The organism is Terrabacter sp. P5_B1, from assembly GCF_056400505.1.
Map to the genome: position 1 here is coordinate 1 of NZ_JBFULD010000078.1, position 13,597 is coordinate 13,597.

The 13,597-nt window shown below is 72.6% G+C and carries 13 protein-coding genes; 4 read left to right on the top strand and 9 right to left on the bottom strand.

What is annotated here, in order from left to right; genetic code table 11:
• Nucleotides 1-134: 134 nt before the first annotated feature.
• Together AC1DP0_RS07915 and AC1DP0_RS07920 are read right to left on the bottom strand one after the other, a co-directional pair.
• A complete protein-coding gene (locus AC1DP0_RS07915) occupies nt 135-2,003 on the bottom strand; it encodes an ABC transporter ATP-binding protein (protein ID WP_478083452.1) in 1,869 nt (622 codons plus the stop codon).
• A gap of 49 nt (nt 2,004-2,052) precedes the next feature.
• Nucleotides 2,053-3,087, bottom strand: a complete 1,035-nt coding sequence (locus AC1DP0_RS07920; protein ID WP_478083454.1) for a GNAT family N-acetyltransferase — start codon at nt 3,085-3,087, stop codon at nt 2,053-2,055.
• A 74-nt stretch (nt 3,088-3,161) separates the two neighbouring features.
• On the opposite strand from AC1DP0_RS07920, the gene AC1DP0_RS07925 reads away from it, so the two are divergent.
• Nucleotides 3,162-3,803 carry a TIGR03085 family metal-binding protein gene (locus tag AC1DP0_RS07925; RefSeq protein WP_478083456.1) on the top strand — a complete coding sequence of 214 codons (642 nt, stop codon included), beginning with the start codon at nt 3,162-3,164 and terminating at the stop codon, nt 3,801-3,803.
• Nucleotides 3,804-3,845: 42 nt separating this feature from the next.
• On the opposite strand, the gene hisF is transcribed toward AC1DP0_RS07925, so the two are convergent.
• A complete protein-coding gene (gene hisF / locus AC1DP0_RS07930) occupies nt 3,846-4,619 on the bottom strand; it encodes an imidazole glycerol phosphate synthase subunit HisF (RefSeq protein WP_478083458.1) in 774 nt (257 codons plus the stop codon).
• 44 nt (nt 4,620-4,663) lie between these two features.
• Here hisF and AC1DP0_RS07935 point away from each other — a divergent pair, with 44 nt between their 5' ends.
• The 3 genes from AC1DP0_RS07935 to AC1DP0_RS07945 all read left to right on the top strand — a co-directional run bounded on the left by AC1DP0_RS07935 (nt 4,664) and on the right by AC1DP0_RS07945 (nt 10,528).
• On the top strand, nt 4,664-5,251 hold the full coding sequence (locus AC1DP0_RS07935) for a uridine kinase family protein (protein WP_478083462.1): 588 nt from the start codon (nt 4,664-4,666) through the stop codon (nt 5,249-5,251).
• 2 nt (nt 5,252-5,253) lie between these two features.
• Nucleotides 5,254-6,450, top strand: a complete 1,197-nt coding sequence (locus AC1DP0_RS07940; RefSeq protein ID WP_478083464.1) for an MFS transporter — start codon at nt 5,254-5,256, stop codon at nt 6,448-6,450.
• 256 nt (nt 6,451-6,706) lie between these two features.
• Nucleotides 6,707-10,528, top strand: a complete 3,822-nt coding sequence (locus tag AC1DP0_RS07945; protein ID WP_478083466.1) for an IPT/TIG domain-containing protein — start codon at nt 6,707-6,709, stop codon at nt 10,526-10,528.
• A 29-nt stretch (nt 10,529-10,557) separates the two neighbouring features.
• Here the strand turns inward: AC1DP0_RS07945 and AC1DP0_RS07950 are convergent, their stop codons facing one another.
• The 6 genes from AC1DP0_RS07950 to AC1DP0_RS07975 all read right to left on the bottom strand — a co-directional run.
• Nucleotides 10,558-11,127 (bottom strand): flavin reductase family protein, encoded by a 570-nt coding sequence (locus AC1DP0_RS07950; protein WP_478083468.1) that lies wholly within the window; start codon nt 11,125-11,127, stop codon nt 10,558-10,560.
• Nucleotides 11,124-11,636, bottom strand: a complete 513-nt coding sequence (locus tag AC1DP0_RS07955; RefSeq protein ID WP_478083470.1) for a PH domain-containing protein — start codon at nt 11,634-11,636, stop codon at nt 11,124-11,126. The genes AC1DP0_RS07950 and AC1DP0_RS07955 overlap by 4 nt, the downstream gene beginning before the upstream one ends.
• A 22-nt stretch (nt 11,637-11,658) precedes the next feature.
• Nucleotides 11,659-12,504: an ATP phosphoribosyltransferase gene (hisG, locus tag AC1DP0_RS07960; RefSeq protein WP_478083472.1), complete on the bottom strand. Its 846-nt coding sequence runs from the start codon at nt 12,502-12,504 to the stop codon at nt 11,659-11,661.
• A gap of 14 nt (nt 12,505-12,518) precedes the next feature.
• The gene (locus AC1DP0_RS07965; RefSeq protein WP_028785574.1) at nt 12,519-12,782 is read right to left on the bottom strand and encodes a phosphoribosyl-ATP diphosphatase; all 264 of its coding nucleotides are present in this window, start codon (nt 12,780-12,782) and stop codon (nt 12,519-12,521) included.
• Nucleotides 12,783-12,826: 44 nt separating this feature from the next.
• On the bottom strand, nt 12,827-13,297 hold the full coding sequence (gene ribH / locus AC1DP0_RS07970; protein WP_478083474.1) for a 6,7-dimethyl-8-ribityllumazine synthase: 471 nt from the start codon (nt 13,295-13,297) through the stop codon (nt 12,827-12,829).
• Nucleotides 13,294-13,597, bottom strand: a 304-nt coding sequence (locus AC1DP0_RS07975; protein WP_478083475.1) for a GTP cyclohydrolase II, incomplete at its 5' end; no start/stop codon positions are given. The genes AC1DP0_RS07975 and ribH, both read right to left, overlap by 4 nt.

Below are 13,597 nucleotides of genomic sequence, written 5' to 3' on the forward strand. Positions count from 1 at the left end.
GAGCAGCACCGTGACCCAGATGCCCTTGCGCAGCTCGGGTGAGAGCTCGACGCCACGACGCAGCGTCTGCCACGTCGTCATCTCCTTGCCCGTCGCGACACCGTGGTGCTCGACGAGGACCTGGGACCGCATGCTCATCGGGAGACCTCCTCGGCCGCGTCGGCCCCGCGCCCGGGTTCGTCGGCGTACTCCTCGTCGGCGGCGATCGCCTCGCGTTCGGCGGCCTCGCGGGCGTATGCCGTGACGAGCCGTTCGTAGCCCACGCACCTGCCGAGCAGCTGGTCGTGGGAGCCGTGGTCCACGACGCGACCGGCCTCCATGTAGACGACCTCGTCGGCGAGCAGGATCGTGGCCATCCGGTAGGCGACGACGAGGACGGTCGTCCCCGAGCTCGCCTCACGCAGCCGCGCCAGGATGGCCTGCTCGACGCTGGGGTCGACGGCGGAGGTGGCGTCGTCGAGGATGAGCAGCTGGGGCTCGCGGATCACAGCGCGCGCCAAGGCGATTCGCTGGCGCTGGCCCCCGGAGAGGCTGGCGCCGCGTTCGCCCACCCGGGTCTCGAGCGCGTTGGGCAGCTTCTCGACGAAGCCGGCGCCCTGCGCGACGTGCAGGGCACGCCAGACGCTCTCGTCGTCGAGCTCGGCACCGAGTGTGATGTTGCCGCGGACGCTGTCGTCGAACATGAAGGTCTGCTGCGCCACGAGCGCGGCGACGTCGCTGACACCACCCCGGCGCACCTCGCGCAGGTCGACGCCGTCGACGAGCACGGCGCCCGAGTCGGGGTCGACGAGCCGCATGACGAGGTTGGTCAGCGTCGACTTGCCGCTGCCGGTGGGTCCGACGATCGCGACCGTCGCTCCGGGCGCGACGTCGAGGGTGACGTCGACGACGGCTGGGTTGAGGTCGACCTCGCCGGTCTCGGTCTCGATCTCGTAGGCGTAGGCGAGCCGCTCGGTCTGCAGGTGGCTCGCCGTGCCGGACGGGAGCGAGCGCTCGCCGAAGGTCATGCTGCCCGTGGCGTCGAGCACCGCCGACACGCGGTTCCAGCCGACGACCGCGCGCGGCAGCTCGGCGAGGACCCAGCCGAGCGCCCGAACGGGGAACGCGAGGATGGAGAAGAGGTAGGCGATCTGGACGACCTCGGCGGCCGTGAGCTGGCCGCTGCTCACGCGCAGCGTGCCGACGAAGAGCACGGCCAGCGTGCCGATCGTGGGGATGGCCTCGATGGCCGGGTCGAACCGGCCACGGGTGCGACCGACCTCGATGTTGGCGTCGCGCAGCTCGTGGGTCACGACGCGGAAGCGCTCGGCCTCGTGGTCCTCGCGCCCGAGCGACTTGACGATCAGGGCCGCCTCGAAGCTCTCGTGGGCGACCTCGGAGACGTCGGCGCGCAGCTGCTGGGCGCGGGTCACCCGCGGCGACATGGCGCGCTGGAAGGCGACGTTGGCCAGGAAGAGCATCGGGAACACGGTGAGCCCGACGAGGGCGAGCCACGGGTCGACGATGACCATCTGGACGATGCCGAAGACGAGCATGACGACGACACCGAGGGCCATCGGCAGCGGCGCGAAGATGTTCCACGTCGCCTCGACGTCGGCGTTCGCGTTGGAGAGCAGCTGACCCGACGGGTGCCTGTGGTGCCAGCTGAGCGGGAGCCGGAGGTACTGCCGCGTGACCTGGCGGCGGTACATCGCACCGAGGTTGTACATCGTGACGCCGCCGGCGATGCGGCGGCCGATGACGCCGACGATCGTCGTCAGCACGACGGCGGCCATGACGCCGCCGATGAACCACAGCTGGGAGGCCGTCACGTGCCCGGCCGCGATGGCCGGGGCGACGGCCCGCTTGACGACGAAGCCGATCGCGGCGGCCGTGAGGCTCGTCATGACGCCGTAGACGACGCTGCCGAGCACGGCGAGGGCGAACCAGCGCGGCTGGCCCTTGATGCCCCGGCCGATGACGGCGAGACCCTCGCGGAGGGTCGAGCTGGGCGGGACGTTCACGGTGTGCTGCTCCCCTGGTGACGTGCTCTGTTGTCGACCCCACAGCCTCTCACGTGGCGCTGACACCCCGGTCACCCGCACGCCTGACCCAGAGCCACTCCGAGGCAGCCCCCGCACCGGGCTCCTCCGCCCGCCGGAACCCCAGTCGCGCCAGGACCCGGTGGCTCCCGACGTTGCCCGGCTCGGTGTGGGCCACGACGGACAGCCYGGACGCCTCGAGCGAGCGGACCATGCCGGACAGGGCGTCCGTCATGAGCCCGCCACCCCGGGCCTGCGGGGCGAGGCCGTAGCCGACCTCGACGACGCCGTCCGCCGGCGGGCCGTAGCAGCCGATCGAGCCGACGGCGAGAGCGTCGGACCGCCGGACGATGTGGCGGGGGGACCACGCATCGGGCCCCGTCTCGGGCAGCATCCCGATGGCGTCGAGATCGTCCTGTCGCGGGTAGCCCTCGGCCCACTCGTGTCGGCGCTCCCCGGCCAGCATCGCGGCGGCCTCGTCGGACGTGATCGGTACGAGGCGCGCCTCACGGGTCTCGATCGGAGCATGGTCGATCGGCTTCGCTGGCGCGCCGGTGGGGATCCAGTGCCGCAGCACCCCGTCCCGCTCGTCCTCGAGGACACCGCCGCACGAGGTGATGGTCCGCGCCGACGCCGTGTTCGTCGCGTCGCACGTCACGAGGACGGGGTCGATGCCGCGGGCCGCGGCGAGGGACAGCGCGAGACCCAGCGCCGCGCGCRCGACCCCCTGGCGCCGCGAGCCCGGGGCGACGGCATACCCGATGTGGCCGCCCTCCGCGACCAGCGACGGGGTGAGCGCATGTCGCACCGCGATGGTGCCGATGACGCGACCGTCGCGCACGATCCACCGGTTCGACGACGGCACCCACCCCTCGGGGAGGGCCTCGTCGGCGTGTTCCATGCGGCCCAGCCAGTCCACCCACTCCTCGAACACGGCGGGATCGCGCAGCGGCTCGCGGTCGACCGGCCGGTAGCTCGAGCCGTGGATGGTGGCGCCGGCGAAGTCATCGACCATCTCCCACCACGAGTCGGCCAGGTCGACGGTGGGGCGCACGAGCTCGATCACCGTTCGACCCTAGAGAGCGGCCGCCCTCGACGGCCACCCGATTCGGCCCTGCAGTCCCCTGAGAGGATGGGGCCATGACGCGCCATGCCCAGTCCGAACGCCTCCAGCTCTGCGACGAGCTCGACCGGCTCGGGCCCGACGAACCGACCCTGTGCGAGGGCTGGGACACCCGCGACCTGGCGGCGCACCTCGTCATCCGGGAGGGACGACCCGACCTCGCCGTCGGCAACATCGTCCCGTTCCTGCACGGTCGCCTCGAGCGCGAGCAGCACCGGATGGCGCAGGGCGACTACGCCGCCCTCGTCGCGGCGGTCCGTCGCGGTGCGCCGGCGTGGAACCCCATGTCACGCCCCAAGATCGACGAGCTGACCAACCTCGTCGAGTACTTCGTGCACCTCGAGGACGTTCGCCGCGCGCAGCCCGACTGGGCGCCGCGCGAGCTACCTGCGGCGCTGCAGGGCAAGCTGTGGTCGGCGCTCAAGCGCTCCGCCCGACTGACGTTCCGCAAGGCCGCGACGGGCATCGTCCTCATCGGCGAGGGCCAGGGCCGGTATGCCGCGAAGCTGCCCGACCAGCACGGCACCGTCGTGCTCCGCGGCACGCCGGCCGAGCTCGTCCTCTTCGCGTACGGCCGCCCGGCCGTGGCACGGGTCGAGCTCGAGGGCGACGCGGACGACATCGCGGCGCTGCAGCAGGCGGACCTGGGCATCGGCTGACGCGCTGCAGCGCTTCCGCGCTACAGCGCTGCAGCCCCGAGGTCACCGGACGGTCAGACCGGCTGCCCGCAGGGCGTCCTTGACCTGGCCGACGGTGAGCTCGCGGTAGTGGAAGACGCTGGCCGCGAGCACCGCGTCGGCGCCCGCCTCGACGGCCGGCGCGAAGTGCTCGACCCGTCCGGCGCCGCCGCTCGCGATGACGGGCACCGACACCGCCGCGCGCACGCGGCGGATGAGCTCGAGGTCGAAGCCGTTCTTGGTGCCGTCGGCGTCCATCGAGTTGAGCAGGATCTCCCCCGCTCCGAGCTCGGCGGCCCGTGCGCACCACTCGACCGCGTCCAGGTCGACCGGGGTCCGGCCGCCGTGCGTCGTCATGACGAAGTCGTCCGTGGGCTGCCCGTCGTCGCCGAGACGACGGCGGACGTCGGCCGACAGGACCAGCACCTGCGCGCCGAAACGGCTCGCGATCTCGGCGATCAGCTCGGGCCGGGCGATCGCGGCAGTGTTGACCCCGACCTTGTCGGCGCCGGCGCGCAGCAGGCGGTCGACGTCGTCGACGGTCCGCACGCCACCCCCGACCGTGAGCGGGATGAAGACCTGCTCCGCCGTGCGGCGCACGACGTCGTAGGTCGTCTCCCGGTCACCGCTGCTCGCCGTCACGTCGAGGAAGGTCAGCTCGTCGACGCCCTGCGCGTCGTAGAGCTCGGCCAGCTCGACCGGGTCGCCGGCGTCACGGAGGTTCTCGAAGTTGACCCCCTTGACGACCCGGCCCGCGTCGACGTCCAGGCAGGCGATGACTCTCGTGGCGACCGGCATGCGACAAATCTATGGCAGGGGCACGACTGGGTAGTCTCGCGCCCATGTGGGACGACGTGACGCGGGCGCCGTGCGAGGACCATGTCTCCGCCGTCGTGTCGCTCGCGCTCGCCTCGCCGTCCCGGTGCGGCGACGTCGTCGTCATCGCCCTCGACGGTCCCAGCGGCGCGGGCAAGACGACGCTCGCCCGCGGGGTCGAGCTGGCGCTCGAACCGGTCGCTTCCGTGGCCGTCGTGCACATGGACCACCTCTACCCGGGCTGGGACGGGTTGGCCCGGGGCCCGGAGCTGCTCACCACGCAGGTGCTGGAGCCGCTCGCCCGAGGGGAGCGGGCTGCATACCGGATCTGGAGCTGGGTGCGCGACGAGTGGGCCGGTTCGCGTGAGGTGCCGCCGTGCCGCTTCCTCGTCGTGGAGGGGTGCGGCTCCAGCGTGCAGCCGGCGGGGGCGTATGCCGCCGTGTCCGTCTTCGTCGACGCCGACGTCGCGCTGCGGAGGTGTCGCGGGATCGAGCGCGACGGCGAGGCCTACCGTCCGCAGTGGCAGCGCTGGGCCGACCAGGAGACGGCGCTCTTCACGGCCGACGCGACCAGGCAGCGTGCCGACCTGGTGCTCGACACATCTAGTCTCTGACGGTGCACACACGTCGACGAGCGGTCCGACCCCTCCCCGCGGTGTGGGTGATGGCCGTCGCGCTCGTCGCGGTCGCCGCCAACCTGCGGATCGCGATCACGAGCGTCCCCCCGCTCCTCGATGCGATCTCCACGGACCTCGGTCTGAGCCATGCTGCCGCGGGCGCGTTGACGACCCTTCCCGTCCTCTGCATGGGAGTCTTCGCCCCCGTCGCGAGCCGGATCGCCCACCGCACCGGCGCGGCGGGCGCCGTCCTCGGCGCGGTCATCGGCATCCTCGCGGGGACGGCCAGCCGCTTCGCCGGCGACCACGTCGTCGTGCTCTACGCGGGGACGTTCGTCTGCGGTGTCGGGATCGCCGTGGCCGGCACGCTGCTCCCCCGCCTCGTCAAGACCTATTTCCCTCCCGAGCGCACCGGTCTCGTCACCGGCCTCTACATGCTGGCGATGATGGGCGGCGCCGCGCTGAGCTCGGCGATCGCCGTGCCACTGGCCGACCGGCTCGGCAGCTGGCAGGCCTCGCTCGGCTCGTGGTCGGTCGTCGCCCTCGTCGGCGCCATCGCCTGGGCCCCGTTCACGGTGCGCGCCAACCCGCACCACACGCCTGACGAGGAGGGGCCCGGTCGCCTCCCCTGGGGCCACCCCACGGCCTGGCTCGTCGCCGGCTACCTCGCCCTCCAGTCCTGGTGCTTCTACTCCGCCGTCACGTGGCTCGCCCCCACCTACGTCGAGCACGGCTGGTCCCGTGAGTCGGCCGGTTTCCTCGCGGCGGCCTTCAGCGGGGCACAGATCGTCTCGGGGCTGCTCGGACCGGTCCTCAGCGACCGCACCCACGACATGCGTCGGCTCCTGCTGCCGGCCGCGACCCTCGGCGTCGCCGGCTCCGTCGGCATCTGGCTCGCTCCGCTGACGGCGCCGTGGCTGTGGGCCGTCGTGACCGGTCTCGGACAGGGTGCGGCGTTCTCCCTCGCCCTCGTCCTCCTTGTGCGTTACGCGCGGACGCCGGAGGCGAGCGGGCGGCTGACCGGCATGGCCTTCCTCATCTCCTACGGCATCGCCTCGATCGGCCCGCTCGCCATGGGTCTCGTGCGCGACGTGACCGGCGGCCTGTCGCTCGTCTGGGGCGTCCTCGCGGCGGTCGGCGTGGTGCAGGCCGTCGTCGTGATGAGGCTGCGCCCCGACCTCCGCCGCGTCGCCTGAGGCGTCGCCTGACGTCGACTGAGACGTCGCCTGACGTCGACTGAGGCGTCGACTGAGGCGTCGACTGAGGCGTCGACTGAGGCGTCGACTGAGGCGTCGACTGAGGCGTCGACTGAGGCGTCGACTGACGCGCACCGCCCCGTGACCCCCGGGGCTCCTGAGGCAGTTGAGACGCTCAATTCGGGCAAACGGCATACAACGGAGGACAAACCTGTGCAGAATGCACGCGACGTGCTGACTGCAAGGAGACCCACGAATGCTGCCTCGCCCCACTGCGGTGACCGCGCCTGGCCGCAAGGCCACCCTCGCGAGCCGCGGCCGCGCCGTCTCCGCGCTCATCGCCCTGGCCCTCGTCGCGGGCCTCCCCGGCCTCGTGGGCGCGGCCCCAGCCGCCGCTCTCGCCGCTCCGTCAGCCGTCAGCCTGTCGGTCGTCGCTGGGCCGACTCGCGGCGGCACGGTCGTCGACCTGTCGGGTTCCGGAGTGGGCGCGACGACGAAGGTCTTGTTCGGCACGACCACCGTCACCCGCATCACGCGGGTGTCGAGCACGAAGGTCCGGGTGCTCACCCCGGCCCACGCCGCCGGCCTCGTCAGTGTGCGCGTCGCCACGCCGACCGGCTCCTCACCCGCGTCGCCGCGGTCCACCTTCGCCTTCGACGCCGTTCCCACCCTCGGTGCCCTCTCGTCGCGGAGCGCATCGACGCGAGGGGGAACGACCGTCACCCTCACCGGCACAGGTCTGCAGCGGACGAGCTCGGTCCTCTTCGGTACCACCGCCGCGGCCGGCCTCACCCGCATCTCCTCGACCCAGGTCCTCGTGACCGTCCCGGCCCGCCCGCTGGGGACCGTCGACGTGCGGGTCACGACGCCGGGCGGCACGTCGGCCGTCACCGCTGCGGGCCGCTTCAGCTACACCGCCCCGCCCGTCGTCAAGACCCCGACGGTCACGAGCCTGTCGGTGCCGGCCGGCCCGGTCCGTGGAGGCACCGTCATCGTCGTGGGCGGGACCAACTTCACCGGGACGAGCCACGTCACCTTCGGTGGGACGAGCGCCGGCTTCACCGTGCTGTCCAGCACCCAGCTGCGGGTCACGGCCCCGGCCCGCCCGGCCGGCCCCGTCAACGTCCAGGTGCGCACCGCGGCCGGTCTCTCACCGGCCTCCGCCGCGAACGCCTACTCCTACGAAGCCATCCCGACACTGACCGGCGCGTCTCCCGCCTCGGGACCCACGAGGGGCGGCACGCTCGTCACGCTGACCGGTACGGGCCTCGGTCGCGCGACAGCCGTGCAGTTCGGCACCGCCACGACCACGCAGGTCGTCCGCGTCTCGGCCACGACGCTCCGCGTCACCACCCCGGCCGGCGCCGTCGGCACGGTCGACGTGCGCGTCACGACGCCGGGTGGCACCTCGAGTGTGACGACGCGCGCTCGGTTCGCCTTCCAGGCAACCACTCCTGCCGTGACCTCCCTGTCGGCCACCGCCGGACCGCTGAACGGCGGCACCCACGTCACCGTGACCGGGGTCGGCCTTTCCGGCGCGACCCGGGTGACCCTCGGTGGCACGCCCATTCCCTTCACGGTGCTGTCCGCCACGGCCATCGCGGTCACGACGCCCGCCCACGCCGCCGGGCCCGTCTACCTCACCGTCACGACCCCGTACGGCACGTCGCCCGGAAGCGCGTCGAGCACCTTCGCGTTCGATCCCGTCCCCGTCATCGCGTCGGTGTCGCCGCAGACCGGTCCGCCGAGCGGCGGCACCGTCGTCACGGTGACCGGCACCGGCCTGACCCGCGCCACCACCATCCGCTTCGGCACGGTCGCAGCCACCAACCTCGTCCGGGTCTCGGACACGACGGTGCGCGTCACGACGCCTGCCCACGCATCCGGCCCGGTCGACGTGGTCGTCACCACCCCGGGGGGCACGTCCGCCGCCGGCGCGGGAGCACGGTATGCCTTCGGCTCCCCACCCGCCGTCACCGGACTGTCCGCTGCCGCAGGGCCACTGACCGGAGGCACGGTCGTGACGATCTCCGGCACCGGCCTCGGCGAGGCGACCGCCGTGCAGTTCGGCTCCGTCGCGGGCACCGGTCTCGTCCGGGTGTCCGACAGCACGCTACGGATCACCGCGCCGGCCCAGGCCGAGGGCGCCGTCCCGGTTCGTGTCGTGAACGCCAACGGGACGAGCCCCGTGACCACGAGTGGCGTCTTCACCTACGCCGGGGTCCCGGCCGTCACGGCGCTGTCGACCCCGGCCGGCCCGCTGAGCGGCGGGGCCATCGTCCTCACGGGGACGCGGCTCGGTCTCGCCACCGGCGTGGTTTTCGGCACGACGCCCGGCACCGGGCTCGTCCGCGTCTCGGACACCCAGCTGCGCATCACCGCTCCGGCACGCCCGGCAGGCCCCGTCGACGTGCGTGTCACGACCCCCGGTGGGGTCTCACCGGTCGTCGCGGCGGCGCAGTTCACCTATCAGGCCGTCCCGACCGTCTCGTCCCTGTCCCCCGCTCTGGCTCCCACGAAGGGCGGGGGCAGCATCACGCTGACGGGGACGGCATACGACCGGGTCTCTGCCGTGACGTTCGGAGGCGTCCCTGCGGCCGCGGTGACCCGCGTGTCGGCGACCCAGCTCCTCGTCACCGTGCCGCCCCAGGCCGAGGGTGGCGTCGACGTGCGCGTCACCACCCCGGGAGGCACATCGGCGGTCGTGCCCGGCGGACGCTTCACCTACCAGAACCCGCCTGCCATCGCCTCGGTGACCCCGGCCTCCGGCCCACTGAACGGCGCCGTCGTCACCCTGCTCGGTACGTCGTTCACCGACGTGAGCGCGGTGCAGTTCGACGGCGTCGCCGCGACGTCCTGGACCCGGGTCTCGGCAACGACGCTGACTGCCGTGGTGCCTGCTCGCCCGGCGACCGGCCCGATCACGATCCGGGTCACCACCCGGGCCGGTGCCGTCGACCGCACCGGCGGCTTCACCTATGTGGCCGGGGCCACCCTCCAGCCCGGCCAGGTGCTCTCGCCGGCCACTGCTCTGCGCTCCCCGGCCGGCACGTACACCGCCGCGATGCAGGCGGACGGCAACCTCGTCGTCGCGACGTCGGCCGGCGCCGTCCGTTGGACGAGCGCGACCCCGGGCTCCGGCAACCGCCTCCAGGTGCGCCCCGACGGCAACGTCGTCATCGTCCGCACGAACGGCACGGTCGCCTGGTCGAGCGGCACCGGCGGGTGGACCGGTGGCGTGCTCACCCTGACGGACGCCGGACTGCTCCAGGTGCGTCAGGGCACGACGACGGTGTGGGACCACCGCGGCGTCCGCTACGACCGGATGCTGCCCGGACAGGTGCTGCGCCCCGGGGAGTCGCTCGTCTCCTCCAACCAGGCGTGGAGCCTCGTCATGCAGAGCGACGGCAACCTCGTCCTGAGCTCGGCCCAGGGCAAGCGCCAGTGGTCGTCCTTCACGTCAGGCAGCGGCAGCACGGCCACGATGCAGGCCGACGGCAACTTCGTCGTCCGCGACGTTCGCGGGATCCTCCAGTGGTCGACGCAGACCAGCGGTTCAGGGTCGGTCGTACGCGTGCTCACGACCGGCAACGTCGCCGTCTACCAGGGCTCCGTCGTCACGTGGGCCATCACCGGCGGCCCCGCGCCGTCGGGCTGGGCGTGCTACTCGCGGGCCACCCAGGACTGCATCCAGAGGTTCGGCTACTACGGCCAGCGCGCGTGGTACTACCCCGTCGACGCCTGGGGCAACAACTGCACGAACTACTCGGCCTACCGCCTGTCCCGCGACGGCGTGCAGAACCCGGGCAACCTCGGCAACGCCAACACGTGGGACGACAACGCGCGAGCCAAGGGCTTCGCCGTCGACCAGAGTCCGCGGGTCGGCGACATCGCCCAGTGGAACTCCAACCACGTCGCCTACGTCGACTGGGTCAGCGCCGACGGCAACACCATCGCGATCTCCGAGAGCGGCTACGGTGGCACGGTGCTGGGGACGACGTACACCTCGATGAGCGGGCGCCGGATCATCGCGCGCGGCAGCTACTCCTGGCCGTCCAACTTCATCCACTTCCGCTGACGGCTCTGCGAAGGCCCTCGGGTCGGCGCTCAGCCCCAGTAGTCGTCCAACGTTCGGGCCGAGTCCGCGGTGCCCTCGATGTCCTCGGCGGCGCCCTCGAACGCCGACGCCGTGCGCCGCTCCGTGACCGTCAGGCGTCCGCGGTAGAAGAGCATCGGCCGACCGGACTCGCCGTCCTCGAGGTCGAGCACCCGACCGATGACGACGTCGTGGTCGCCGGCGACGTGGACCTGTTCGACGGCGCAGTGCACCCGCATCAGCACGCCCGGCAGGCTCGGGCCGCCGTGCACCGAGGGCGTCCAGTCCAACCCGTCGAAACGTGCGCCATCGGCCGAACCGAAGCGTGCGATGAGGTCGCGCTGGTCGTGCCGGAGCACGTTGACGGTGAACCGACCGTGGTCTCGCATCCCCGGCCAGGACCGCCCGCGGTGGTCGGCACAGAACAGCACGAGGGGCGGGTGCAGGGAGACGGACGCGAACGACTGGCAGGCGAACCCCACCGGCGCCGCTCCGTCCGCGAAGCCGGTCACAATGGTCACGCCCGTCGCGAAGTGGCCCAGCGCGTGCCGCATGCGCTCCGGCGTCGGGGCCCTGGTCATGACGGATCCAGCGGGTGCTCCGGCTCGCTCGCCTCGCCGAACGCCTGGATGAGGGCGGCGAGTCGGGAGGCCTCCCGGCCCGCCACGGGTCCGTCGGCCTTCTGGATCGCCATGACCGCAACCGAGTCGCCGTCATCGAGGTCGAGCGTCACCCACGGCTCTCCGCCACCGAACTGGATGCCGACGACCTCCGGCCACGTGAGGGTGCGGGTCAGCATGAGGTTGCGCACGACGATGCCGGCCCGGCTCGGCACCGCGACGATCGAGGCGTAGCGCCAGGCGATGACGGCGACGGCGACGCCGAGGCCGAAGAACATCAGCCGGTCCCCGAGGCCCCAGCGGCCATCGACCTGGGCCGGCATGACGACTGCGATGACGCCGAACACGACGAGCGACAACCACGCCACCACGAGCGCCACCGTGCGGCCCCGCCGGGGCCGGAAGGGCGCCAGCGCGCTCGCGCCCGAGTCGGCCTCGGGCGCCTGGTGCGATCCGGACTGCGGCGTCATGCGGTCCCTCCCACTGGGTGCGTCACAGCCGACAGGCGGCGATGTCGGTGACGAGGATGGCGCGCGCCCCGAGGTCGTAGAGCTCGTCCATGAGCCGGTTGCGCCCGAGCCGGGGCACCATGGCGCGCACGGCGACCCAGCCCGCGTCCTGCATCGGCGAGACCGTCGGCGACTCGAGCCCGGGAGTCAGCTCGCAGGCCCGGTCGACGAGGTCCTTGGGGCAGTCGTAGTCCAGCATGACGTAGGTGCGGGCCGTGATGACGCCGGCGATGCGTCGTTGAAGCACCTCGATGGCCTGGGCCTCGCCGGGACGGTCGCCGCGGATGAGGACGGCCTCGGACCGGAGGATCGGCTCGCCGAAGACCTCGAGGCCCTGCTGGCGCAGGGTCGTGCCGGTCTCGACGACGTCGGCGATGCAGTCGGCCACCCCCAGCGTGATGGCGGTCTCGACGGCGCCGTCCAGCCGCACGACCTCGGCGGACAGACCGCGCGAGGTCAGGTCGGCTCGGACGAGACCGGCGTACGACGTCGCGACGCGCTTGCCCGCGATGTCCTCGACCGTGGCCACCTGACCCGGCTTGCCGGCATACCGGAACGTCGAGGCCCCGAAGCCCAGCGCCATGACCTCGACCGCGTCAGAGCCGGAGTCGAGCAGCAGGTCGCGGCCGGTCACCCCGGCGTCGACGGTGCCCGAGCCGACGTAGACGGCGATGTCGCGCGGGCGCAGGTAGAAGAACTCGACGTCGTTCTCGGCGTCGGAGACGACGAGCTCCTTGCTGTCCCGACGCGTGCGGTAGCCCGCCTCGCGGAGCAGCTCGACGGTGACGTCCGATAGGGAACCCTTGTTGGGCACGGCGATTCGCAGCATGGAGAAGAGAGTCCTCAGAGGTGGGAGTAGACGTCGTCGAGCGAGATGCCCTTGGCGAGCATGAGGACCTGCAGATGGTAGAGCAGCTGGCTGATCTCCTCCGCCGCCTCGTCGTTCGACTGGTACTCGGCGGCCATCCACACCTCGGCGGCCTCCTCGACGATCTTCTTCCCGATCGCGTGCACGCCGGCGTCGAGCTGCGCGACGGTGCCCGAACCCTCGGGTCGCGTCTGCGCCTTCTCGGCCAGCTCGGCATACAGCTGCTCAAAGCTCTTCACGGTGCCCCAGCCTACGGGCCGGGCGCGGACGGTCCCGACGGTGCTCACGACCTGGTGACGGAGCGGAGCGCCGCGACGGTCGCGACCGCCGCCGTCGCGGCCTCGTGGCCCTTGTCCTCGGCGGATCCGGGCAGGCCTGCACGGTCGAGCGCCTGGTCCTCGTCGTCGCACGTCAGCACGCCGAACCCGATGGGGGTGGCCGTACGAACCGACACCTCGGTGATGCCGACCGTCGCCGCCTGGCAGACGTAGTCGAAGTGCGGGGTACCCCCGCGGATGACGACGCCGAGCGCGACGAGCGCGTCGTAGCGATCGGCCAGCGCCGCGCACGCGACGGGGAGCTCGAACGTCCCGGGCACGCGGACGACGTGGACTGCCGTCACGCCGGCGTCGTCGAGGCCGCGACGGGCTCCGTCGAGCAGTCCGTCCATGACCTGCTGGTGCCAGCTCGCCGCGACGACCGCGACCCGGAGGCCGCTGCCGTCTGTCCTGAGGGTGGGGGCGCCGTCCTTCATGCCGTCTCCTTGCCGCCGTGCCGGTCGTTCGTGACCGGGATGTCGTGACCCAGGCGTTCGCGCTTGGTCGTGAGGTACTGCTCGTTGTCCTCGCCCATCGGGCCGTGCAGACGCTCGACGGCGACGACGTCGACACCGAGGTGGCGCAGGGCCGTGACCTTGGTCGGGTTGTTCGTCAGCAGGACGACCTCGGTAGCCCCGAGGTCGTGCAGGATCGCCGCGCCGGCGGCGTACTCCCTCGCGTCGACGGGCAGCCCGAGGGCGGTCTGCGCGTCGACGGTGTCGGCCCCGCGGTCCTGC